The 23385-nt window shown below is 67.9% G+C and carries 24 protein-coding genes; 2 read left to right on the top strand and 22 right to left on the bottom strand.

The window, feature by feature from the left end:
• Nucleotides 1–3 precede the first annotated feature (3 nt).
• Genes tsaE through GO591_RS12695 form a run of 10 tightly spaced genes read right to left on the bottom strand, consistent with a single transcriptional unit; the run spans nucleotide 4 to nucleotide 11013 of the window.
• The gene (gene tsaE, locus GO591_RS12650) at nucleotides 4–477 is read right to left on the bottom strand and encodes a tRNA (adenosine(37)-N6)-threonylcarbamoyltransferase complex ATPase subunit type 1 TsaE (RefSeq protein WP_198295472.1); all 474 of its coding nucleotides are present in this window, start codon (nucleotides 475–477) and stop codon (nucleotides 4–6) included.
• Nucleotides 474–1574, bottom strand: coding sequence for an alanine racemase (gene alr / locus GO591_RS12655; protein ID WP_157157147.1), 1101 nt, complete (start codon nucleotides 1572–1574; stop codon nucleotides 474–476). Before alr ends, tsaE begins: the two co-directional genes overlap by 4 nt.
• The gene (locus tag GO591_RS12660; RefSeq protein WP_157157148.1) at nucleotides 1571–1921 is read right to left on the bottom strand and encodes a holo-ACP synthase; all 351 of its coding nucleotides are present in this window, start codon (nucleotides 1919–1921) and stop codon (nucleotides 1571–1573) included. Before GO591_RS12660 ends, alr begins: the two co-directional genes overlap by 4 nt.
• Nucleotides 1922–1927: 6 nt before the next feature.
• On the bottom strand, nucleotides 1928–3778 hold the full coding sequence (gene glmS / locus GO591_RS12665; protein WP_157157149.1) for a glutamine--fructose-6-phosphate transaminase (isomerizing): 1851 nt from the start codon (nucleotides 3776–3778) through the stop codon (nucleotides 1928–1930).
• 54 nt (nucleotides 3779–3832) lie between these two features.
• A complete protein-coding gene (gene coaA / locus GO591_RS12670; protein ID WP_157157150.1) occupies nucleotides 3833–4780 on the bottom strand; it encodes a type I pantothenate kinase in 948 nt (315 codons plus the stop codon).
• 60 nt (nucleotides 4781–4840) lie between these two features.
• Nucleotides 4841–5650 carry an HpcH/HpaI aldolase/citrate lyase family protein gene (locus GO591_RS12675; RefSeq protein WP_304506149.1) on the bottom strand — a complete coding sequence of 270 codons (810 nt, stop codon included), beginning with the start codon at nucleotides 5648–5650 and terminating at the stop codon, nucleotides 4841–4843.
• A complete protein-coding gene (locus GO591_RS12680; protein WP_157157152.1) occupies nucleotides 5647–6120 on the bottom strand; it encodes a MaoC family dehydratase in 474 nt (157 codons plus the stop codon). The genes GO591_RS12675 and GO591_RS12680 overlap by 4 nt, the downstream gene beginning before the upstream one ends.
• The gene (locus GO591_RS12685; RefSeq protein ID WP_157157153.1) at nucleotides 6117–7292 is read right to left on the bottom strand and encodes an acyl-CoA dehydrogenase family protein; all 1176 of its coding nucleotides are present in this window, start codon (nucleotides 7290–7292) and stop codon (nucleotides 6117–6119) included. Before GO591_RS12685 ends, GO591_RS12680 begins: the two co-directional genes overlap by 4 nt.
• Nucleotides 7289–9406, bottom strand: coding sequence for an ATP-binding protein (locus GO591_RS12690; protein WP_198295473.1), 2118 nt, complete (start codon nucleotides 9404–9406; stop codon nucleotides 7289–7291). The genes GO591_RS12685 and GO591_RS12690 overlap by 4 nt, the downstream gene beginning before the upstream one ends.
• 5 nt (nucleotides 9407–9411) lie before the next feature.
• Nucleotides 9412–11013, bottom strand: coding sequence for a carboxyl transferase domain-containing protein (locus GO591_RS12695; protein ID WP_157157154.1), 1602 nt, complete (start codon nucleotides 11011–11013; stop codon nucleotides 9412–9414).
• An 82-nt stretch (nucleotides 11014–11095) separates the two neighbouring features.
• Here GO591_RS12695 and GO591_RS12700 point away from each other — a divergent pair, with 82 nt between their 5' ends.
• The gene (locus GO591_RS12700) at nucleotides 11096–11698 is read left to right on the top strand and encodes a TetR/AcrR family transcriptional regulator (protein WP_157157155.1); all 603 of its coding nucleotides are present in this window, start codon (nucleotides 11096–11098) and stop codon (nucleotides 11696–11698) included.
• 90 nt (nucleotides 11699–11788) lie between these two features.
• On the opposite strand, the gene GO591_RS12705 is transcribed toward GO591_RS12700, so the two are convergent.
• From GO591_RS12705 to GO591_RS12740, 8 genes are all read right to left on the bottom strand, one after another.
• The gene (locus GO591_RS12705) at nucleotides 11789–12067 is read right to left on the bottom strand and encodes a hypothetical protein (protein ID WP_157157156.1); all 279 of its coding nucleotides are present in this window, start codon (nucleotides 12065–12067) and stop codon (nucleotides 11789–11791) included.
• Nucleotides 12064–13578 (bottom strand): dihydrolipoamide acetyltransferase family protein, encoded by a 1515-nt coding sequence (locus tag GO591_RS12710; RefSeq protein ID WP_157157157.1) that lies wholly within the window; start codon nucleotides 13576–13578, stop codon nucleotides 12064–12066. Before GO591_RS12710 ends, GO591_RS12705 begins: the two co-directional genes overlap by 4 nt.
• On the bottom strand, nucleotides 13575–14615 hold the full coding sequence (locus tag GO591_RS12715) for an alpha-ketoacid dehydrogenase subunit beta (RefSeq protein WP_157157158.1): 1041 nt from the start codon (nucleotides 14613–14615) through the stop codon (nucleotides 13575–13577). The genes GO591_RS12710 and GO591_RS12715 overlap by 4 nt, the downstream gene beginning before the upstream one ends.
• Nucleotides 14615–15733, bottom strand: coding sequence for a pyruvate dehydrogenase (acetyl-transferring) E1 component subunit alpha (pdhA, locus tag GO591_RS12720; RefSeq protein WP_157157159.1), 1119 nt, complete (start codon nucleotides 15731–15733; stop codon nucleotides 14615–14617). Before pdhA ends, GO591_RS12715 begins: the two co-directional genes overlap by 1 nt.
• 119 nt (nucleotides 15734–15852) lie before the next feature.
• Nucleotides 15853–17214, bottom strand: a complete 1362-nt coding sequence (gene glmM, locus GO591_RS12725) for a phosphoglucosamine mutase (RefSeq protein ID WP_157157160.1) — start codon at nucleotides 17212–17214, stop codon at nucleotides 15853–15855.
• A 15-nt stretch (nucleotides 17215–17229) separates the two neighbouring features.
• A complete protein-coding gene (rpsI, locus tag GO591_RS12730; RefSeq protein ID WP_157157161.1) occupies nucleotides 17230–17715 on the bottom strand; it encodes a 30S ribosomal protein S9 in 486 nt (161 codons plus the stop codon).
• Nucleotides 17716–17746: 31 nt separating this feature from the next.
• The gene (gene rplM / locus GO591_RS12735; RefSeq protein ID WP_157157162.1) at nucleotides 17747–18193 is read right to left on the bottom strand and encodes a 50S ribosomal protein L13; all 447 of its coding nucleotides are present in this window, start codon (nucleotides 18191–18193) and stop codon (nucleotides 17747–17749) included.
• Between the two features lie 190 nt (nucleotides 18194–18383).
• The gene (locus GO591_RS12740) at nucleotides 18384–18989 is read right to left on the bottom strand and encodes a TetR family transcriptional regulator (RefSeq protein ID WP_157157163.1); all 606 of its coding nucleotides are present in this window, start codon (nucleotides 18987–18989) and stop codon (nucleotides 18384–18386) included.
• A gap of 115 nt (nucleotides 18990–19104) precedes the next feature.
• On the opposite strand from GO591_RS12740, the gene GO591_RS12745 reads away from it, so the two are divergent.
• Nucleotides 19105–20574 (top strand): MDR family MFS transporter, encoded by a 1470-nt coding sequence (locus tag GO591_RS12745; RefSeq protein WP_157157164.1) that lies wholly within the window; start codon nucleotides 19105–19107, stop codon nucleotides 20572–20574.
• Nucleotides 20575–20645: 71 nt separating this feature from the next.
• On the opposite strand, the gene GO591_RS12750 is transcribed toward GO591_RS12745, so the two are convergent.
• The 4 genes from GO591_RS12750 to truA all read right to left on the bottom strand — a co-directional run bounded on the left by GO591_RS12750 (nucleotide 20646) and on the right by truA (nucleotide 23347).
• Nucleotides 20646–21644: an NAD(P)-dependent alcohol dehydrogenase gene (locus GO591_RS12750; protein ID WP_232466178.1), complete on the bottom strand. Its 999-nt coding sequence runs from the start codon at nucleotides 21642–21644 to the stop codon at nucleotides 20646–20648.
• Nucleotides 21641–21871 (bottom strand): helix-turn-helix transcriptional regulator, encoded by a 231-nt coding sequence (locus GO591_RS12755; protein WP_157157165.1) that lies wholly within the window; start codon nucleotides 21869–21871, stop codon nucleotides 21641–21643. Before GO591_RS12755 ends, GO591_RS12750 begins: the two co-directional genes overlap by 4 nt.
• On the bottom strand, nucleotides 21865–22284 hold the full coding sequence (locus tag GO591_RS12760) for a hypothetical protein (protein ID WP_157157166.1): 420 nt from the start codon (nucleotides 22282–22284) through the stop codon (nucleotides 21865–21867). The genes GO591_RS12755 and GO591_RS12760 overlap by 7 nt, the downstream gene beginning before the upstream one ends.
• A 160-nt stretch (nucleotides 22285–22444) precedes the next feature.
• A complete protein-coding gene (gene truA / locus GO591_RS12765; RefSeq protein ID WP_232466179.1) occupies nucleotides 22445–23347 on the bottom strand; it encodes a tRNA pseudouridine(38-40) synthase TruA in 903 nt (300 codons plus the stop codon).
• Between the last annotated feature and the right edge of the window lie 38 nt (nucleotides 23348–23385).

The following is a 23385-nucleotide window of genomic DNA, read 5'->3' on the forward strand; positions in this document are numbered from 1 at the left end:
AGCTTAGGCGGGCGCCAGCCAACTCAGGTCGGACCAGCGGGGACCGTGGCCGGTGATGGTGACCTCGCGGGGTTCGACGCCCTCCTCGGTTTCGATCCCACCGACCGGGCGCACGATGTCGATCTCGAGCCAGGAGTCGGTGAGCCCGTCCAGCAAGCCGGCACCCCACTCCACCACCGAAATGGAGTTCTCGAAGTCGATGTCGAGGTCGTCGAGTTCCATCGCGGTCGATAGCCGGTAGGCGTCGACGTGCACCAGCGGGGCGCCGTCGGCGCGCGGATGGGTGCGCGCGAGTACGAAGGTCGGGCTGGTGACCGTACCGCGCACGTTCAACTCGGCGCCGAGTCCGCGCGTCAGGGTGGTCTTGCCCGCACCGAGTTCGCCGTTCAGGGCGACCAGGTCACCCGCGCGGAGCTGGGTCGCGAGCAGGGCGCCGAGGGCTTCCATCGCCTCGGGCGTGTCAATCGTCAGTCTCATGAGCGGTAGCTGCGCGCCACCCGGGCGCCGATTCGGGTGACGATCTCGTAGTTGATGGTGTCGCAGGCTTCTGCCCAGTCATCGGCGGACGGCACGCCGTCGGCCGGGTCGCCGAACAGCACCGCCCGGTCGCCGACCTTGACCGGGGAGTCGCCGACGTCGACGACGAACTGGTCCATCGCCACCCGGCCGGCGATCGTGTGGGTGACACCGCCGATCGACACCGGCGCGCGGTTCGACGCGTGCCGCGGCACCCCATCGGCGTAACCGAGCGGGATGAGCGCGAGCGTGGTCGGCGCCTCGGTGCGGAAGGTGTACCCGTAGGACACACCTTGACCGGCGGGCACCCGACGGATGGCGGCGACCGACGCCTGCAATTGCATCGCCGGCCGCAACCCGAGCTCAGCCGAGCTGACCCCGACGAACGGTGAGAGTCCGTAGATGCTGACCCCGAGACGCACCATGCTGAACCGGGACGCCGGCAGCCGCAGCGCAGCGCCGCTCGCCGCAAGATGCGGGAGCTCGGGCTGCAGTCCCGCGGCGTGCGCGGCATCCAGCTGGCGCTCGAACTCGGCGACCTGGGCTGCATCGTCGGCAGGGCTGGTGTTCGAGAGGTGGCTGAACAGTCCACGCACCCGGATGCGGCCGGCCCGTTCGAGTTCAGCCGCGCGCGCGAAGACGGGGGCGCAGTCATCCGGTGCCAGTCCGTTGCGCCCCAGCCCGGTGTCGATTTTCAGGTGCACGGATGCCACGCCCGCGGCCGCGGCGCGCTCGAGCTGCTCGAGCGAAGACAGGCCGAGGTCGATGTCCGCGGCGATTGCCGGAGCGAAATCGGTGTTCGGGCCGTGCAACCAGGTCAGGATCGGAGTGGTGATGCCGGCATCCCGCAGCCGGAATGCCTCGGTCAGGTCGACGACGCCGAGCCAGTCGGCGCCGCCGTCGAGCGCCGCATGCGCGGCGGGTAGGGCGCCGTGACCGTACCCGTCGGCCTTGACCACGGCCATCGCGTGCGCCGTGCCTGCGGTGCGGCGCAGGGCAGCCATGTTCTCGGTGATCGCACCAAGGTCGATGACCGCTTGGCGGAACTCGCCGCTCACGACTCGGTCACCACGTAGGCGATCGCGATTCCGGCATCGTGGGCCATCGACAGGTGCACGTGCGCGATGCCGCGCCGCTCGGCGATCTCGCGGGCGACGCCGCCGAGGCGAAAGGACGGGTTGCCCTCGCTGTCGGTGATCACTTCCATGTCGTGCCAGCGGATGTCGGCGGTCTCCCCGAGGGCCTTCATGAGCGCCTCTTTGGCGGCGAACCGGCCGGCCAGCGAGCGCAATGGCAGGTCGCGTTCGCTCTCGGCGAACAACCGCTCGACCAGGCCCGGGGTGCGGCGAACCGCCCGGTCGAACCGGGCGAGGTCGACCACGTCAACCCCGATGCCGACGATCATTGCGGCCTACTCGACCGTGACCGATTTGGCGAGGTTCCGCGGCTGGTCGACGTCGAGACCCTTGGCGTTGGCGAGTTCCATGCCGAAGATGTGCAGCGGCACAACCGAAAGCAGCGGCTCGAACATTCCGCCGGCCAGCGGGATCTGGATGACCTCGTCGGCGTGCGGCAGCACCGCGGCGTCACCCTGCTCGGCGATCGCGATCACGCGGGCACCACGGGCACGGATCTCCTGGATGTTGGAGACCACCTTGGGGTGCAGCGAGCGGGGGTCGCGCGGGCTCGGCACGACCACGAACACGATCTGGCCCGGCTCGATCAGGGCGATCGGGCCGTGCTTCAGCTCGCCGGCGGCGAAGCCCTCGGCGTGGATGTAGGCCAGCTCCTTGAGCTTCAACGCGCCCTCGAGCGCGACCGGGTAGCCGACATGGCGGCCAAGGAACAGCACCGAGCGGGTGTCCGCCATCCAGTGCGCCAGTTCGCCGATCCTCTCGCTGGTCTGCAGCACCTGCTCGAGCTTGTCGGGGATGGCTGAGAGCTCGGCGACATTCGCCGCAATCTGGCTGTCATCGAGCGTGCCGCGGATCGCGGCCAACCGCAGTCCGAACAGGTACAGCGCGGTGATCTGCGCGACGAACGCCTTGGTCGAGGCGACCGCGACCTCGGGTCCGGCGTGCGTGTAGATCACGGCGTCGGATTCGCGCGGGATGGTGGCGCCCTGCGTGTTGCAGATCGACAGGGTGCGGGCGCCCTGCTCGCGGGCGTACTTGACCGCCATCATGGTGTCCATGGTTTCGCCGGACTGGCTGATCGACACCACAAGGGTGCGCTCGCTCAGGATCGGGTCGCGGTAGCGGAACTCGTGCGAGAGTTCCACGTCGACGGGCACCCGGGCCCATGCCTCGATGGCGTACTTGCCGACCATGCCGGCGTAGGCGGCGGTGCCGCAGGCGACCACGATGACGCGGTCGATGTCCTTCAGCACCTGGTCGCCGATCGGCTCGAGCTCCTCGAGCACGACGGCGCCGTCGTGCACGCGGCCGAGCAGCGTCTTGGCGACGGCCTCGGGCTCTTCGCTGATCTCCTTCTTCATGAAGCTCGACCAGCCGCCCTTGTCGGCGGCGGAGGCATCCCAGGACACCTCGAATTCCTTCAGTTCGACCGGGGCGCCGGCGAAGTCGGTGACGGTGACCGAATCCGGGCGGATGGTGACGATCTGGTCCTGGCCGATCTCGGCGGCGCGGCGGGTGTGCTCAACGAAGGCCGCGACATCCGACCCCAGGAAGTTCTCGCCCTCACCGAGTCCGATCACCAGTGGCGAGTTGCGGCGGGCGCCGACCACGACACCAGGCTCGTCCTGGTGCATGGCGAGCAGCGTGAACGCACCCTCGAGGTGGTTCACGACCGACCGGAGCGCCTCGTAGAGGTCGCCGGTCTGACGGTAGGCGCGACCGACCATGATCGCGGCAACCTCGGTGTCGGTTTCGCTCGTGAAGGTCTCCCCGTCGGCAAGCAGGTCCTGCTTCAGGTCGTGGAAGTTCTCGATGATGCCGTTGTGGATCAGGGCGAGCTTGCCGTCATCGCCCAGGTGCGGGTGGGCGTTGCCGTCGGTGGGTCCGCCGTGGGTGGCCCAGCGGGTGTGCCCGATGCCGGTGCGGCCGTCGGTGAGGGGGCGCTCGGCGAGCTCGTCGACCAGCATCTGCAGCTTGCCGGCCCGCTTGCGCGTGTCGATGTGACCGGCCGGGTCGAGCACGGCCACGCCCGCGGAGTCGTAGCCGCGGTATTCGAGGCGCTTCAGTCCGCCCATGAGGACGTCGATGCTGCTGTTATCACCGACGTATCCAACGATTCCACACATGGGCTCGATTCTACGGGGCGCTGGCCGTAAGCATCCTGCGGGGGTGCCTCAGTTTTAGATCTTGCGCAGCAGGACGCTGGAGACGGTGTGGTCGGAGCTCTTGCGCAGGACGAGGGATGCCCGCGCCCGCGTTGGCAGGACGTTCTGCAGCAGGTTCGGTTCGTTGATGCTGGTCCAGATGCTGTGCGCGCGCTCGATCGCCTCCTCCTCGCTGAGGCTTGCGAAGCGGTGGAAGTAGGACTGCGGGTTGGTGAACGCGCCGCGCTGCAGGCGCAGGAACCGGTCGATGTACCAGCGCTCGATGTCGGCGGTGCGCGCGTCGACATAGATGCTGAAGTCGAACAGGTCGCTGACGGCGAGGCGGTGGGAGGTCATCGGTGGCTGCAGCACGTTCAGGCCCTCGACGATGAGCACGTCCGGTCGCCGCACGACGACCTCGGCGTTCGGCATGATGTCGTAGCTCAGGTGCGAGTAGAAGGGCGCCCGCACCTCGGGAGCTCCGCTCTTCACCTGGCTGACGAAGCGCAGCAGCGCGCGCCGGTCGTAACTCTCCGGGAAACCCTTGCGCTCCATCAGCCCGCGGCGTTCCAGTTCGGCGTTCGGTAGCAGGAAGCCGTCGGTGGTGACCAGTTCCACCCGCGGGGTGTCGTCCCAGCGGGCGAGCAGCTCACGCAGCAGACGGGCGATGGTCGACTTGCCGACCGCTACGGAACCGGCGACCCCGATCACGAACGGCGTAGTCGGCGAGTCCTCGCCGAGAAACGCGCGGGTCTGTCGGTGCAGCTGCTTGGCGCCGGCGACGTACAGGTTCAGCAGCCGGCTGAGCGGCAAGTATACCTCGGTGACCTCGCGCAACGAGAGAACGTCGCCCAGTCCGCGTAGTTGCACGACCTCGGTCTCGCTGAGGGGTTGCGGGATTGCCGGCGCGAGCTCCGCCCAGCGGGATCGGTCGATTTCAAGAAACGGTGTACTGGCGCCATTGGCAGTGTCTGGTGCGGACATCGCAGACCACAGTACTGCCAGAAGCGAGGGTAGTTTCGATTCTTCCCGTTGGTCGAGCCCTCAATCACCGGGGATGGCGGCGGCGCGGGCCAGGACGGCGCGGGCGTGCCGCAGCAGCGGTTCGTCGACCATGCGCCCGCGGAAGGTGAACACCCCCGAGTGAGTCCGTGCCTGCTCCAACAGCTCGCGGGCCTCGGCCACCGCGGCCTCGTCCGGCCGATAGGCGGCCCGGATGACGTCCACCTGGCTGGGGTGGATGCAGGCGCTCGCGGCGAAACCGCTGGCTGCGGCATCCTCCGCCTCGGCGGCAAGTCCCGCGACATCCGCGATGTCCAGGTGCACCGTGTCGATGGCCGACTTGCCGTGCGCTCCCGCAGCCAGCAGCACGCTCGAGCGGGCGTGGACGGCGAGCGCGCGGTAGCTGCCATCCGGATGCCGCGTGCCGGTGCCGCCGAGGGAGGCGACCAGATCCTCGGCGCCCCACATCAGCGCGATCACGTTCGGGATGGCGGCCAGGTCCGGCGCGGCGAGCACGCCGGCCGCAGTCTCGCAGAGTGCGATGACCTCGTACTCTTCGAGGCGCTCCAGGGCAGCCGCGGAGTCCGCCTTGGGCAGCATGACGGTGTCGTATTCGGTGTTCGCGAGGGCGGCGAGGTCGGATTCGAAGTCGGCTGACCCGATCGGGTTCACCCGGACGATGGTGCGCGCCGGGTCGATCGGCGTTCCCATCAGCGCCGCGCGCGCCGCCGGCCGATTCTCGGGAGCGACCGCGTCCTCGAGATCGATGATCACCGCGTCCGCCGCGGCGAGCGCCTTCTCGTACCGATCGGGCCGGTCAGCCGGGCAGAAGAGCAGCGCGGGACCGATCACGGCGCGGCATCCCTGCACCAGACGAGCACCGAGCGCACCGCGGTGACCACGACCGCCTCGTGCTGGTTGCGGCCGGTGTGCTCGAGCGTGACGATGCCCTGCCCCGGCCGCGACTCGGACAGGCGCTTGGCGGTGACCACCGTCTCCGAGTAGAGCGTGTCGCCGTGATACAGCGGGTGCGGGAACGCGACGCGCTCGAAGCCCAGGTTGGCGACGATGGTGCCCTGCGTGAGTTGGGTGACGGATGCCCCGACCACCGTCGCGACCGTGAACATCGAGTTCACCAGCCGCTGCCCGAATGGCTGAGTGGCAGCCCAGGCGGCGTCGAGGTGCAGCGCCTGCGTGTTCATCGTCAGCGCGCTGAACAGCACGTTGTCGGTCTCGGTCACCGTGCGCCCTGGTCGATGCCGGTACACGGTGTCCTCGTCGAACTCCTCGAAATACAGGCCGCGCTGCTCGCTGACGTTCACAGGCCTCCCCCGTCCAATCCCATCTCACGCGAGATGACCATCAGTTGCACCTCGCTCGTGCCTTCGCCGATCTCGAGGATCTTGGAGTCACGGTAATGCCGGGCGACCGTGTTCTGGTTGAGGAATCCGTAACCGCCGTGAATCTGCGTGGCATCCCGGGCGTTGTCCATGGCGGCCTCGCTGGCCATCAGCTTGGCGATCGAGGCCTGCATCTTGAATGGCAGGCCTTCGCCCATCCGCCGGGCGGCGTCGTAATAGGCCAGCCGGGCGGCGTGCACCCGGGCCTGCATGCGCGCGAGCTTGAAGGCGATGTACTGGTTCGAGCCGATCGACCGGCCGAACACGACGCGCTTCTTCGCGTAGCTTTCCGCTTCGTCCAGGCAGCCCTGCGCGGCGCCCGTGGCCAGTGCGGCGAAGGCGATGCGGCCCTCGTCCAGGGTGGCGACGAAGTTCGCGTAGCCGCGGCCGCGTTCGCCGAGCAAGTTCGCCTCGGGCACCCGCACGTTGTCGAGGGTCAGCGGATGGGTGTCCGAGGTGTGCCAGCCGACCTTGTCATAGGAGGGGTGCACGGTGAGCCCGTCGATCGGAGTCGGCACCAGGATCGCCGACAGCTCTTTCTTGATCGATCCGTCGTCGCGGCGGCTCTCACCGGTGACCGCGGTGATCGTGATCAGCCGGGTGATCTCGGTTCCGGAGTTGGTGATGAACTGCTTGGTGCCATTGATCACCCATTCGCCGTTCTCGAGCACCGCGGTGGTCTCGGTGCCCGCGGCATCCGAGCCCGCATTGGCCTCGGTCAATCCGAACGCGGCGAGCGCCGTGCCCGACGCCAGCAGCGGAAGCCACTCCTGTTTCTGCTCCTCGGTGCCGCTGCGGAACACCGGCATTGCCCCGAGTCCGACGCCTGCTTCGAGGGTCACCCCGATGGACTGGTCCACCCGGCCGAGTTGCTCGACGGCCAGGCAGAACGTGAAGTAGCTCTCGCCCGACCCGCCGTACTCCTTGGGGAACGGCAGTCCGAACAGGCCCATCTCGCCCATCTGCGCGATGATCTCGTACGGCAGTTCACGCTTGGTGTCGTACTCGTAGGCGGCGGGCGCGACGACCGTGTCGGCGAAGTCCCGTACCTCGGCGACGAGTTGCTTCTGGCGGTCGGTCAGGTCGTAACTCATGGCTTCTCCCCGGTTGCTGCTGGGCGGGCCTGGCCTTGTGGGCCTGCCCCATCTTCTGGATTGTCATTGGTGATGGTGGCGACCAGTTGGCCGGCCGTGACCAGATCGCCGGCGGCGACCGTGATGCTGAGGACTCCGGCGACCGGGGCGGTGAGCTTGTGCTCCATCTTCATCGCCTCGACGCTCGCCAGATGCTGACCGGCCGCGACCCGGTCGCCGCCGGTGACGAGCACCGCGGTGACGGTGCCTGGCATGGGCGTACGCACCTCGGGCGACCTGGGCGATGCGTCGTCCGTGCGGGCGGCGAGTGCCCGGTTCAGCGCCTCTCGCCGGCTCAGTCGGTGCAGTTCGAAGGTGGCCCCGTCGAACGCCACCCAGACTGTGTCGCCATCCTCGGCGATCAGCAGCGAGCGGGTCACGCCGTCGATCTCGATCTGGTTGCCGTGGATGCCGCAGCTGAAGTACCGCGCGGTGGCAGTCTCGTCAGCCCCGACGCCGGCGCCGCCGCTCGCCGCGGTCTCGTCGGGGGTGCCGCTGACCCAGACCTGAGCGGCTTGCTGCCCACCGAGCACCCGGACGAGCACCTCGCGACCTGCCGCCTCGAACCGGTACTCGGTTGGCCGCGGTTCGCCCAAGCGCCAGCCGGTCGATTGCTGCCACGGTGAATCACCGGTGCCGATCTGCCCGTGCAGGTGCAACGCGGCCCCCACGAAGGCAGCGGCATCCGGAGTCCGGAATGACATGTCGGGCAGCAGCCGGTCGATCAGGGTGGTGTCGAGCCGGCCGGCCTGTACATCTGGATTGGCGATCAGGGCGCGCAGGTACTCAAGGTTGGTGTGCACACCGAGCACGGTGGTGCCAGCGAGAGCGGCGTCCAGCCGGGCGAGTGCTTCGGCGCGGTCTGTGCCGTGCGCGACCACCTTGGCCAGCAGCGGGTCGTAATGCATCTGCACGTCGGTGCCCGCGGCGATACCGCTGTCCACCCGGATGCCCTCGCCGGTCGGCTCCCGCAGGGCGAGCACCCGGCCGGCGCTTGGCAGGAAGTCCTGCTCCGGCCGCTCGGCGTAGATGCGCGCCTCGATTGCGTGCCCCCGGGCACGAACCGGCTCGAGGGTGAGCGGTTCGCCGGCCGCGATGCGCAACTGCCACTCCACCAGGTCGACGCCGGTGACCTGCTCGGTCACCGGGTGCTCGACCTGCAGCCGGGTGTTCATCTCCATGAAGAAGAACTCGTCGGGGGCATCCGCCGACACCAGGAACTCGACCGTGCCGGCACCGCGATAGCCCACGCTCGAGGCCACCGTGCAGGCGGCCTCGCCGATGCGGGCCCGGGTGGCGTCATCGATCAGCGGCGACGGTGCCTCTTCGATCACCTTCTGATGGCGGCGCTGCAACGAGCACTCGCGTTCGCCGAGATGGATGACCCGGCCGCCGTTGTCGGCGAGCAACTGCACCTCGATGTGCCGCGGGTTGGTCACCAGCCGTTCCAACAGCAGGGTGTCGTCGCCGAATGCGGACGCAGCGATCCGGCGTGCGGCGGCGAGCGCGGCCGCGAGTCCGTCGGCGGAGTGCACGACCTGCATGCCCTTTCCCCCGCCGCCGGCTGAGGGCTTGACCAGCAGCGGGTAGCCGACGGAGGCGGCGGCATCCATCAGCGCTGCGTCGTCGAGGCCGGGCTCGGACACCCCGGGGATCACCGGCACGCCATGATCGACGACGTGATTCTTCGCGCGGATCTTGTCGCCCATCACCTCGAGCGCGCCGACTTCGGGGCCGACGAAGACCAGCCCGGCCGCTGCGCAGGCTTCGGCGAGCGCGGCGCTCTCGGACAGGAACCCGTACCCGGGGTGCACGGCCTGGGCTCCGGCTGAGACTGCCGCGTCGACGATCGCGGCAGCGTCGAGGTAGCTGTGGCCGGCGGGCGCCGGTCCGATCCGGATGGCGGCATCGGCCTGCCGGACATGCAGGGCATCACGATCGGCGTCACTGTAGACGGCGACCGATCGGATGCCGAGGCGCCTGAGCGTGCGGATCACCCGGCAGGCGATCTCTCCCCGGTTGGCGACGAGCACCGTGGTGAACATGGCTGCGGTGGACATGGCTGCGGTGGACATAGCGGTCACATCCGGAACAGGCCGAAGCCGGGCTCGGGCATCGGGGTGCGGGCACACAGGTCGAGGGCGAGGCCAAGCACAGTGCGGGTGTCGGCCGGATCGATGATGCCGTCGTCCCAGAGCCGGGCCGTCGAATAATACGGACTGCCCTGGCTCTCGTATTGCTCGCGGATCGGGTTCTGGAAGGCCTCTTCGTCCTCATCCGACCAGGTTTCGCCCGCGGCATCCAGCTGGTCCCGCTTGATCGTGGCGAGCACCGATGCGGCCTGCCGTCCGCCCATCACGGAGATCCGCGCGGCCGGCCACATCCACAGGAATCGCGGCGAATAGGCACGGCCGCACATCGAGTAGTTGCCGGCGCCGAAGGACCCGCCGATCACCACGGTCAGCTTCGGAACCCGGGTCGTGGCGACGGCGGTGACCATCTTCGCGCCGTGCTTGGCGATGCCGCCGGCCTCGTAGTCACGGCCGACCATGAAGCCGGAGATGTTCTGCAGGAACAGCAGCGGGATGCCGCGCTGGTCGCACAGTTCGATGAAGTGCGCGCCCTTCTGCGCCGACTCGCTGAACAGCACGCCGTTGTTGGCGACGATGCCGATCGGGTGCCCGTGCAGTCGCGCGAAACCGGTGACCAGCGTGGCGCCGAACTCGCGCTTGAACTCGTGAAAGTCGCTGCCGTCGACCAGCCGGGCGATCACCTCGCGCACGTCGTACTGTCCCTGCACATCGACCGGAACCACGCCGTACAGCTCTTCGGCGTCATAGGCCGGTGGCCGCGAGGGCTGGATGTCCCAGGCCGGTTCGAGCGGCGGCGGCACGGTGGCGAGGATGTCGCGGACAGTCTCCAGCGCGTGCTCGTCGTTCTCGGCCAAATGGTCGACGACGCCGGATGTCTTGGCGTGCAGGTCGCCGCCGCCGAGTTCCTCCGCGGTGACGATCTCACCGATCGCCGCCTTCACGAGCGGTGGCCCGCCGAGGAAGATCGTGCCCTGGTTCTTCACGATCACCGTCTCGTCGCTCATCGCCGGAACATAGGCGCCGCCTGCGGTGCACGAACCCAGTACGGCAGCGATCTGCGGGATGCGTTCGGCAGACATCCGCGCCTGATTGTAGAAAATCCGGCCGAAGTGCCCCCGGTCGGGGAACACCTCGTCCTGCATGGGCAGGAAGGCGCCGCCGGAGTCGACCAGGTAGACGCAGGGAAGCCGGTTCTCGAGCGCCACCTGCTGCGCGCGCAGGTGCTTCTTCACCGTCATCGGATAGTAGGTGCCGCCCTTCACGGTGGCGTCGTTGGAGATCACCAGGACCGGGCGCCCGTGCACCTGGCCGACGCCGGCGATCACGCCAGCCGCCGGCGTCTCGCCGTCGTACATGCCGTCGGCCGCGAGCGGGGCGAGTTCCAGGAATGGGCTGCCCTCATCGAGCAGCCGGTCGATGCGGTCGCGGGGCAGCAGCTTTCCGCGGGCGACATGCCGGTCGCGGGAGCGTTCCGGTCCGCCGAGTGAGGCCTGCCGCATCCGTTCCCGGAGCTCCGTGACCAGAGCGCGCTGATCCTCGTCGTTCCGCAGGAAGGCGGCATCCGACCGGTTGATCGCAGTCTGCAGCATGTGTCTCCATCGACAGTCGGTTAATGCTTGTTAACCCGAATTCAGGTTAGTCAGCATTAACTGAAATGTCTATAGTGAAGGGATGCCGCAGCCCACCCCCACCACCATGCGCAGCCAGGCCAAGGCCAACCGTCGCGCCGCGCTGCTCACCGCGGCGGCCGGATTGTTCGCCGAGCGCGGGTTCAACGGCGTCTCGATCGAGGAGCTCGGCACCGCCAGCGGCGTGACCGGACCGGCGGTCTACCGGCACTTCAGCGGCAAGCAGGCAGTGCTCGCGGCGCTGCTGGTCGGGGTCAGCCGCACGCTGCTCGAGGGCGGGCAGGCGGTGGTCGACGCCGCGCCGGATGCGGCGGCCGCGCTCGAGGGACTCGTTGCCTTTCACGTGCGGTTCGCACTGTCGAACCGGGACGTGATCCGCGTGCAGGACCGGGACCTGGACAGTCTGGAGGCCCCCGACCGGCACACCGTGCGTACCCTGCAGCGGCGATACGTCGAGCTCTGGGTCGGGGTGCTGGAGCGGCTCGGTGGCTCCACCGCTGGTGAGGATGCCGCGCTGCTGCGGATTCGGGCGCAGGCGGTGTTCGGCCTGATCAACTCCACCCCGCACAGTGTGCGCGGCGGGGTCGATGAGGAGTCGGTGCGCGCCCTGCTCGAGCGGATCGCACTCGCGGCGCTCACGGCCTGAGACGCCCGCTCGCTGGGCGAGCCCCACTCTCCGTTGGTCGAGCCTGCTCTTCCGCTGGTCGAGCCTGCCGAGACCCCGCTCGGGCGGACTTCAGTCTCTCGGGAGGACGTTTTCGCCGATTTGATCCTCCCGAACCGGCGTTCTCCTCCGGTCGTGACAGGCGCGGCGGACTTGTCCCCGCTCCTGACCACAACGGGCATCGCCGGAATGATGGAGTTTTTCACCAATGTGCACGAAATGGCGGAGTTCTTCTCCTGCACTTTCAAAAAACTCCGCCATATCGGCCGTCAGACTCGCCATGTGCCGGGGTCTCGGCAGGCTCGACCAGCGGATGTGGCGGCCGCTCACCTCGCCCACCGGATCGGTCACACCATCGTCAGTACCATCGCGGGGTCGGCGAGGATCGCACCGACATCCGCCAGGAAGCGCGATCCCTGCTCGCCGTCCACCAGCCGGTGGTCGAACGACAGGGTGAGCGTCATCACACTCCGCAGCGCGATCTCGCCGCGGTGCTCCCACGGCTGACGCCGCACGGCGCCGATCGCCAGAATCGCGGCCTCTCCCGGGTTCAGGATCGGCAGACCCGAGTCCACTCCGAGGACCCCCACATTGGTGATCGTGAGCGTGCCGCCACGCAGGTGCTCGGGGCTCGCCTTGCCGGAGCGCGCCGTCTCAACGAGCTCGCCGATCGCACGCGCCATGTCGGGCAGGGTGAGCCTGTGCGCGTCCTTGATGTTCGGAACGATCAGTCCGCGCGGGGTCGCCGCCGCAATCCCGAGGTTCACGTAATGGTGCTCGACGATCTCCTGCGCCTTGTCGTCCCAGCGGCCGTTCACCGAAGGGTTTCGCCCGACCGCGATGCAGACCGCCTTGGCGACTGCGGTCAGGATGGTGAATCGGATGCCAGTGAACTCGCGCTTGCCCGAGAGCGTCTCGATCAGTTCGAGAGTTGGCGTCACGTCTACGGTCAGCTGGGCTGCCGCGTGCGGAGCCGTGAACGCACTCTGCACCATCGCCGCGGCGGTGGCCTTGCGCACACCGGCGATCGGAGTGCGCGACTCGCGCTCGCCTCCTCCGCCGGCGTCGGCCCCGCGAAGCTCACCCACACCGCGGGTCGCTCCCCCAGCGCTGGACGCTTCCCCACCGCCGGTCGAGCCCGTCGAGACCCCGCTGGCCGCGCGGTCGACGTCTTCCCGGGTGATGAGTCCGGCTTCTCCGGTGCCGATGATGGTGGTGAGGTCGATGCCCAGGTCGCGGGCGTGCTTGCGGACTGGCGGGGTGGAGCGTGGTGCTTCGGTGGGGGTCTCGGAAGGCTCGACCGGCGACGTTTGGGTCTCGGCAGGCTCGACCAACGGGGGCTGGGTCTCGGCAGGCTCGACCGGCGGGCGTTGCTCGACCAGCGGGCGCTGCTCATCCTGCGGAGGCTGCTCGTCCAGCGAGGACGAACCGCGCCTCGCCCGACGCTGCGGACGAGCTCCGGAGGCGACTGCCGGTCCGTAGCCGACGAGCACCGGTTCACGTTGCGGCGTTGCGGCCTCGTCCGACTCCCCCTCGACGACAGCTGGGGACTCAGCGGGCGACTCCGCCGCTGCCTCCGCCGCCGGCTCCCCCTCCGCTGCCGCCGCGGCCGCAGCATCCGCCACCTCGAACGCGACGATCGGGGACCCGACCGTCACCGTGGTCCCCGGCTCGGCATACAGCTTGCTGACCACTCCGGCGAACGGCGATGGCAACTCGACAAGGGCCTTCGCGGTCTCGACTTCGGCGATGATCTGGTTCAGTTCGACCGTGTCGCCGACATCCACCTTCCAGGCAACCAGCTCGGACTCGGTGAGACCCTCACCCAAATCCGGGAGTGCGAAGTCGCGGTTGGCGGTCATCGGGTCTCCTTCCAGCCGGTGAGCGAGTTCGGGCGGCGCAGCACTCGGTCGACGGCGTCCAGAATGCGGTCTAGGTCGGGCTGGAAGTACTCCTCCAGCGCCGCCGGCGGATACGGGGTATCGAAGCCGGTCACGCGGGCGGGCGCATGGTCGAGCCAGTCGAAGCACCGTTCGGTGATGCTCGCGGCGATCTCCGCGCCGATTCCGGCGAACTGCTGCGCCTCGTGCGTGATCACCAGCCGGCCGGTCTTGCGTACCGACCGCTCGAGCGTGGCGAAGTCGATCGGCGACAGCGAACGCAGGTCGATGACCTCGATCGAGACACCGTCGGCCTGGGCGGCGATCGCTGCGTCGAGCGCGGTCGGCACCAGCGCGCCGTGCGCGACCAGGGTGACATCCGTTCCCTCGGCGGCGATGCGGGCGGTCTCCAGATCGCCGGATGCCGCCTCGTCCACCTCGCCCTTCATCCAGTAGCGCCGCTTGGGCTCGAAGAACAGCACCGGGTCGTCCGACGCGATCGCCAGCCGGATCATCGTGTGCGCGTCCTGCGGTGTTGCCGGGCTGATCACCCGCAGCCCGGAGGTGTGCACGAAGTACGCCTCGGGCGACTCGGAGTGATGCTCGACCGCGCCGATTCCTCCGCCATAGGGCACCCGGATGGTGATCGGCATCTTCACCGCACCCTGCGTGCGGTAGTGGAGTTTGGCCACCTGGGTGACGATCTGGTCGAAAGCCGGGTAGATGAAACCGTCGAACTGGATCTCGCATACCGGCCGGTAGCCGCGGTACGCCAGGCCGACGGCGGTGCCGATGATGCCGGATTCGGCGAGCGGGGCATCCATCACCCGGTCGGCTCCGAACTCGGCCTGCAGCCCGTCGGTGACCCGGAACACTCCACCGAGCTGGCCGATGTCCTCGCCGAACAGCACGACCTTCGGGTCATCCTGCAGGGCGTGCCGCAGCCCGCTGTTGATTGCCTGGGCGAGCGACCGCGTGCTTTTCTGCGTCGACGTGGCGGTATCAGCCTGCTGCAGCATCAGGCCTCCCCGTCGAACTGGCCGAGGTAGGCGGCGTACTGGCTCTTCTGCCGCTCGAGCCATGAGTTCGGGGTCGCGTAGACGTTGTCGAAGACGCTCAACGGTTCCGGCGACTCGAGCGCGAGGCATCCGGAGCGGAGTTGCTCGGCTGCCACGTCGGCGCGCTCCTTCGCGCGCTCCTCGAATCCGGTGACCCCCTTGGCCTCGAGCAACGCACCCAGCCGGGTGATCGGATCCCGGGTCTGCCATTCGGCGAGATCGGCGGTGTCCCGGTAGCGGGTGGGGTCGTCGGAGGTCGTGTGCGGGCCCATTCGATAGGTGACCGCCTCGATGAAGCTCGGCCCGTCACCGCGCCGGGCGCGATCGAGCGCGACCCGGGTCGCCGCCAGCACGGCCAGCACGTCGTTGCCGTCCACGCGGATGCTCGGGATGCCGAAGCCCGGCGCGCGGTCGGCGATCGGTCGCCGTGCCTGCAGGCCGACCGGCTCGGAGATCGCCCACTGGTTGTTCTGGCAGAAGAACACCACCGGCGCCTGGAAGCTCGCGGCAAACACCATCGCCTCGCTGACATCACCCTGGCTGGTGGCGCCGTCGCCGAAGTAGGCGATCGTCGCGGAGTCGACGCCGTCCTTGACGCAGCCGAGCGCGTAGCCGGTGGCGTGCAGCGTCTGTGCGCCGATGATGATGGCCGGCGTGGCCATGTTGATGCTGTACGGGTCCCAGCCGGAGTTCGACGATCCGCGCCACATGCGCAGCAAGTCGGTCAGGTCCACGCCGCGGCACCAGGCGACCCCGTGCTCGCGGTAGGAGCTGAAGACGAAGTCATCCGATCGAAGCGCCCGGGCGGAACCGACCTGGGCGGCTTCCTGGCCCAACAGCGGCGGCCAGAGTCCCAGCTGTCCCTGCCGTTGCAGGGCGATCCCCTCGGTGTCGATGCGGCGGATGACGACGAGATCCTCGTAGAACGTCATCAGCGCTTCATCGGTGACGTCGTCGACCCATGGGTCGTACGTCGGATTCGGCACCCGTTCACCTGCGGGCGTCAGGAGCTGAACGACATCGTCGCTCCCGTGCAGGTTGTCGGGCGTGCGGATATCACGTGAAACAGTTGTAGGCACCGTTGTCTCCCACTGTCAAAGCGCCGCCGCTTGTGGCCGCGGATCGCTCCCCAGCTCCGTTGCTGGGTTAGTGGAAGGTTACGCCGCGCAGTCGAGAAGTGACAACCGGCCGCGCGGGGCTACAGTGAAAGACGCTCGCGGACGACGTCGGCCAGGCCGTTCGCGATGCGATCGGCAGTCGACTGCTCGGTCGCTTCGACCATGACCCGGACCATCGGCTCGGTTCCCGAGGGACGCAGCAGCACCCGGCCGGTGTCGCCCAGTTCAGCTGATGCCTCGGCCACCGCCTGGGCAACGGATTCGTCCGCGCCCAAACCGTGATGGTTGACGCCGCGCACGTTAACGAGAACCTGCGGGAGGACGGTCATCACCGACGCGAGTTCGGCGAGCGACTTGCCGGTGCGCGCCATCTCGGCCACCAGGTGCAGGCCGGTCAGGATGCCGTCGCCGGTGGTGGCGAACTCGGTCATGATCACGTGCCCGGACTGCTCACCGCCGAGCGACAGGTTGTGCTCGTTGAGGTCCTCGAGCACGTACCGGTCGCCGACCTTGGTCTCGCGAACGGTGATGCCGTTCGCGGCCATGGCGCGGCGCAGGCCGAGGTTGCTCATCACGGTGGCGACGAGCGTGTTGTCGTTCAGGTGACCGCGCTCGGCCATGGCGATGGCGAGGATGGCCATGATCTGGTCGCCGTCGACGATCTTGCCGTCAGCGTCCACGGCGAGGCAGCGGTCGGCGTCGCCGTCGTGGGCGATGCCGACGTCGGCGCCGTGTTTGAGCACGGCTGCGGCGAGGTTGTCGAGGTGGGTGGAGCCCACTCCGTCGTTGATGTTCATGCCGTCGGGATCGGCGCCGATCACGGTGACGCGAGCGCCGGCATCCGTGAACACCTGGGGCGAGATCCCGGCGGCCGCGCCGTGGGCGCAGTCGAGCACGACGTGGATGCCGTCGAGCCGGTGCGGCAGGCTGCCCAGCAGGTGCACGACGTAGCGGTCTTCCGCGTCGGCGAAGCGCCGGATGCGGCCGACTCCAGCGCCGGTCGGGGCGAGTTTCTCGGCCGCCATGGCGGCTTCAATGCGGTCCTCGACGACGTCGGGAAGCTTGGTGCCGCCGGTCGCGAAGAACTTGATGCCGTTGTCCGGGGCGGGGTTGTGCGAGGCCGAGATCATCACGCCGAAGTCGGCGCCGATGTCGGCGATCAGGAATGCCGTGGCGGGGGTGGGGATGACTCCGGCATCGAGCACGTCGACGCCAGAGCTGGCGAGCCCGGCGGAGACCGCGGCGGTGAGGAACTCACCCGACACGCGGGGGTCACGGGCAACGACGGCGATCGGGCGGCGGCCCTGCGCACGACGTTCTTCGGCCTGCCGGCCCTGGGTGAGGACGACGGCAGCGCCCTGGGCGAGGCCCAGGGCCAGGTCAGCGGTGAGATCACCGTTGGCCAGGCCCCGGACCCCGTCAGTTCCGAATAATCTCGGCATCTACGCGAGCGGGGATTAGCGCTTCGAGAACTGCGAAGCCTTGCGGGCCTTCTTGAGACCGGCCTTCTTGCGCTCGATGACGCGCGCGTCACGGGTGAGGAAGCCAGCCTTCTTCAGGGTCGGGCGGTTGTTCTCACGGTCGATCTCGTTCAGCGCACGAGCGATCGCGAGACGAAGCGCGCCGGCCTGACCCGAGGGGCCACCACCGGTGATCTTCGCGACGACGTCGTAGCTGCCGAGGAGCTCGAGCACCTTGAACGGGTCGTTGATCAGCTGCTGGTGCAGCTTGTTCGGGAAGTAGTCCTCGAAAGCACGGCCGTTGACGGTGAAACCACCGTTGCCGGGAACGAGGCGCGCGCGGGCGATGGCCTGCTTGCGGCGGCCGACAGCCGCACCTGAGACGTTGAGCACCGCGCGCGGAGCCTTGGGGGCTTCCTCAGCGGGGGTCTCGGTAGTGAAGCTCTCCGGAGCCTGGTCGATGGAGTCTGCGATCTTCGCCATGGAAATAATCCTTATTACCTATCCGGCGCGCTTACTGGGCGACCTGGTCGAGGGTGTACGTCTTGGGCTGCTGGGCAGCGTGCGGGTGCTCGGGGCCCGCGTAAACCTTGAGCTTCTTCAGCTGGGCCCGGCCGATCGAGTTCTTCGGCAGCATGCCGCGGACAGCCTTCTCGACCGTGCGCACGGGGTGCTTCTCGAGCATCTCCGAGTAAGTGGTGGCGGTGAGGCCGCCCGGGTAACCCGAGTGGCGGTACGCCTTCTTCTGCTCGAGCTTGGAGCCGGTCAGGGCAACCTTGTCGGCGTTGATGATGATGACGAAGTCGCCCATGTCCATGTGCGGAGCAAAGGTCGGCTTGTGCTTGCCGCGCAGCAGGGCTGCGGTGTGGCTGGCCAGACGGCCGAGCACGACGTCGGCGGCGTCAATGATGACCCATTCGCGCTGGACGTCAGCGGGCTTGGGGCTAAAGGTGCGCGTCACTGTAGTGGCTGCTTTCTCTATCGAACGGAGGTGTTCGTGAATCCCACTCCGGGTGTGTTCTGTGAGGAGAACACGGATGGTGGAGGGCTCACGTTCGTGTGTCGCGGCAGATGACGCGGACACCAAGGAGCTATCCTAAGCGGTCTGTCTCGCCCGGTCAATTCAGCGCGGTGGAGCGCGCTTCGCGGGCTCAACCGACGATGCGTCGAAGCTCTTCCCGGCAGGCGCGGTAGTACTCGACGGGATCGCCGGCCTCCCCCTCGATGACCGATTCGCCCCACCGATCCCAGCTGGTGCGCCAGACGGCGACCGCAATCTCGGCGATCAGGAGCAGGGATGTCGGATCCTGTCCCTCGAGCTGTTCGGTGAGCCGGGCGCGCAGTCGGTTCGTCAGCTCCTGCTCCTGCGAGGCTGCGAGCATCTGGAGGTCGGGCTCGCGGGCGAGCAACCGGGCGACCCTGCGGTGCTCCTCGAGTTCCGGGTCATTCTCGCCGCCGATCGCGGCCTCGGTCGCCGACTCCACCGCCCGCAGGACAGCCGTGAGGTCGGCATCCGGTACTTCGAGCGCGTCGATCGCGGCGAGCAGCCGGCGCTGGCCGGGCAGCGCCGCCTGCTCTTTTGAAGTGAAGTAGCGGAAGAACGTCCGCGCCGATATCCCCGCCCGGTCGGCGATCTGCTGCACCGTTGTCTCGCGCACCCCCTGCGCCTCGAAGAGCTCGAGGGTCGCCTGGTGGATCTCCTGATGGGTATCGAGACGGCGCCTCGTGAGCAGGTCGGGGGTGGCGTCGTCGGTCATGCGGTCCTTCTTAGCACGCGGTTCTATTCACGGCACGATCATCAAATGACACACTCTGCCACTATGTCGCAGTGTGACATAATGATGCGTTCGCTTGCGCAGAGGAAAGGTACAGATGACTGACGTTCAGAACCGGGAAGAGCCCCTGGCCGGGGGAATCCCATCCGCCATCGAGACGGAAAAGGTGACCCGCCGGGTCGGACCCGTGCTCGCCGTCCTGGTGATCTCCGCGTTCATCATGATGCTCAACGAGACGGCGCTCAGCGTGGCCTTGCCTCCGATCATGGGCGAGTTCGGCGTCGAGGCGGCCACGGCTCAGTGGCTGACCACTGGGTTCATGCTGACCCTTGCCGTGGTCATCCCGACCACCGGCTTCCTGATCCAGCGGTTCACGACACGAGCCCTGTTCGTGGCCGCGCTCCTGCTGTTCATCGTCGGCACGATCATCGCGATCGTCGCGCCGAGCTTCGTCGTTCTGTTGATCGCCCGTGTCGTGCAGGCCGCAGGAACGGCGATCATCCTGCCGCTGCTGATGACCACGACGCTCACCTCGGTCGCGCCTGAGAAGCGCGGCGTGATGATGGGCCTGAACTCCGTCGTGATCTCGATGGCGCCGGCCGTCGGTCCCACCCTCGCCGGCATCATCGTCGACGCGCTGGACTGGCGTTGGATGTTCGGGATGATGCTGGTGGTCGGCGCGATCGTCTTCGTGCTCGGCATCGCCCTGATCCGCACCGACAACGAAACAATCAGGGCGCGCATCGACGTGTTCTCGATCATCCTGTCGGCGATCGGTTTCGGTGGCCTGGTCTACGCGCTGTCCTCGATCAGCCTGATCATCCGCGGCGACCTTGCCCCGGTTGTCGCCCTGGTCGTGGGACTCATCGCGCTGGTCGGGTTCGTCACCCGCCAGGTGCGCCTGCAGAAGACCGACTCAGCGCTGCTGGATCTGCGGCCCTTCGCCGTGTCCAACTTCCGGTTCTCGGTGATTGTCGTGATCACCGCGATGGCCATGATGCTCGGCACCGTCGTGGTGATGCCGATCTACCTGCAGGTCGGACTCGATGTCAGCATCATGACCACCGGTCTGATGATGCTGCCCGGTGGTCTGATCCAGGGCATCCTGTCTCCGTTCGCCGGCAAGATCTACGACAAGGTGGGCCCCAAGCCCGTCGTCATCCCGGGCATCATCCTGATGGCGGGCGGCCAGTTCTGGCTGAGCACGGTCGGCACCGACACCCCGGTCATGCTTGTCGTCGCGATGCACTTCGTGTTCTGCATCGGCATGTCGATGGTCATGACCCCGCTCATGACGGTCGCGCTCGGCTCGCTGCCGCGTCGCCTGTACCCCCACGGCAGCGCGATCATGAACACGCTGCAGCAGCTGGCGGGTGCCGCCGGCACGGCCGTGCTCGTTGCCGGGATGACCATCGGCGCCGGTATCGCGGCCACCGCGGGCGCCGGCGCTGCCCTGGCGCAGGCCGAAGGAGCGCAAACTGCGTTCATCGTCGGCGGAATCATTGGCCTGATCGGTGTCGTGTTCTCGCTGTTCGTTGGCCGCATCAAGGCGGAGGCGCAGCACTAGCCGCTGCAGTCGTAGCGCGAAAGGGCCGGTCGGGGAGATACCCCGGCCGGCCCCTTCATGTGCTGCACTCCTCAACCAGCGGAAACACTCAGCGCGATCTTCCCCTGGGAGTGCCCCTCGGCGAGATACCGGATGGCCTCGGCGGCCTGCTCCAGCGGGTAGGTGCGATCCATGAGCGGAACCACCTTGCCTTGCTCGATCAGTTCGCGCACCACCTCGAGGTCGTCGGCCTTGGTGAGCGCGAGCAGTCCGGTGAGGCGCTGGCTGATGAAGGGGCTGAGGATGAGCGACTGCAGGTTGCGGCTCACCGCTCCAATCATCCGGCCGCCGCCCTCGCCACCGACGAGGACCAACGTGCCCTTCGGCGCCAGCATGCGACGCAGGTCAGCGAGCGGTCGACTGCCTGCAATGTCGATCACGAGGTCGAAATCGCGAGCACGTTCGGCGAGATTCTCCCGCGTGTAGTCGATGACCTCATCGGCGCCGAGCGCACGGACCCGATCAACGTTTCGCGTGCTGCAGACGCCGGTCACGGATGCCGCGCCAAGCGCCTTGGCAATCTGCACCGCGAACGATCCGACGCCGCCGGATGCACCGATCACGAGCACGCGCTCGCCGCCGGTCAGCCGGCCCGCGTCGCGCAGGGCCTGCAGGGCCGTGGTCGATGAGATGGCCACCGCAGCCGCCTGCTCAAAGCTCAGTGCTGCCGGCTTCTTGGCGAGCTGGCGCTCCTTTGCGGGGGTGTACTCGGCGAACGAGCCGGCGCCGACTCCGAACACCTCATCGCCAGGGACGAACTTCGTGACGTTCGCGCCGACCGCGACCACGGTGCCGGAGACATCCATCCCCAAAACCGGATTCTTGGGCTTGGACAGCCCGAAGGCCAGCCGACCGGCCAGCGGCAGCCCGGTCATCATGTGCCAGGCGCCGGGATCGACACCGGCGGCGTGCACGCGGATCAGGACCTTGTCTTCGGCAACGGTCGGCGGCTCGACTTCGCTGACTCGGAGAACCTCGGGTCCGCCATAGGTGTCGTAGGTGATTGCCTTCATACGGGTCAGGGTCTTCATTGCTCCTGCTCTCCTTCTGGGTATTGGAACACATCGTCAAGTGGTGCGCGGAACACCCGCGCGATCTGGAATGCCATCTCGAGCGACGGCGAGTACTTGCCCTGCTCGATGGCGATGATGGTCTGTCGGGTGACCCCGACCCGGTCGGCCAGTTCTGCCTGGGTCATCTCGCCGTTGGCGAAGCGCAGCTGGCGGATCGCGTTCGTGACGCTGGTTGGCTTCACCATTTCTGGAAGCCTCCGCGGTAGGCGATGACCCTGGCGATGCAGGAGGTGATCGCCCACAGGGTGAATCCAAGGTAGATCGCGTTGGCGATCCAGAAGTAGTCGGCCTCGACCATCGCCAACAGCAAGGCGCCAACCCCGGCGAGCACGATCCAGCCCTGCCCCATGAATTGGCCGAGCCGGTAAATCTCCCGGTCACGCTGGTCGACCTTGCTGGACCGGCCGATTGACACGGCGATGCCCACGATGATGGACAGCACGATCGAGATGCCGATCGCCCAGAACATGGGGGCGATGTACTGCGCCTCAGTGAGCGGCTGGCCGCCGGCCTGGCTGAGGACGACGATCACGTATCCGATGTAGGTGACGACGGCGACGATGCCCTCGATCCATGCGCGGCGTTCTTCGAATGTCACGGATGCTCCCGGTGGTTGGTGTCAAGAATTGTTTACACAGCAAATGTAAAGCGCAGCGAACACCATGTCAAGAGTTTTTTACATCACCGCCTAATCGAGCCCGTCGAGATCTCGGCAAGCTCGATCAGCGAATGGGGCGTGGCCCGGGTGAATCGAATCGTCAGTCGACGGACAGCGGCGGTTCGCTCAGCACGCGCAGGCCGCGGGTCTGCACGGCCCGCGCGGCCAGTTCGTCGTCGGCGGGATAGCCGACCTCGAGCAGGGTGAGCCCCTTGGCCGGCATGACCTTGAACTCACTACTGCGCTCACGGGCGTCGCGCAGACGGACCAGGTCGTCCACCTGGAGCTTGCCCTCACCGACGGCGACACAGGCACCGACCAGCGACCGCACCTGGCTGTGGCAGAACGCGTCAGCGACCACGGTAGCGATCAGCACACCGTCACCTTGCCGGTGCCAGCCGAACTCCTGCAGGGTGCGGATCGTGGTGGCACCCTCCCGCGGCTTGCAGTAGGAGGCAAAGTCATGCAGCCCGAGCAGGCTGCCCGCCGCGGCATCCATCGATACTTCCTCGAGCTCGGCGGGATACCAGAGGGTGTGGTTCTGCAGCAGCGGGTTGCGGGTGGCGCGGATGTCGGCGATCCGGTACTCGTAGCGGCGCCAGGTCGCCGAGAACCGGGCGTCGAATCCCTCGGGAGCGCGGAGCACGCGGGAGATGTGCAGATCGCTGTTCAGTCCGGCGATGCCGTTCAGCCGTTTCCGCAGCGCATCCGGTGCTTTGCGAGGCGTCTCACGATGACCTTGTCGCGGCCGTTCGAGGCTGGCGTACTGCTCCTGCGTGAGGTCGAGGTGGGCGACCTGCCCGGTGGCGTGGACGCCGGCGTCGGTGCGTCCGGCGACGGTCAGGTGTGGCGGCGGTCCGTAGCGGCGGAACACGGTAGCCAGCGCGGTCTCGATCTCCCCCTGGACGGAGCGGAAGCCAGGCTGCTTCGCCCATCCGGAAAACCGCGTGCCGTCGTAGGCCACGTCGAGTCGGAGACGTATGGTCGGGGTCTCGGAATCCACTCAGCGAGTCTAGGTCAGCTCTCCGGAAGCAGCCCGGG

The sequence above is a fragment of the Diaminobutyricimonas sp. LJ205 genome, assembly GCF_009755725.1.
Lineage (GTDB): Bacteria > Actinomycetota > Actinomycetes > Actinomycetales > Microbacteriaceae > Ruicaihuangia.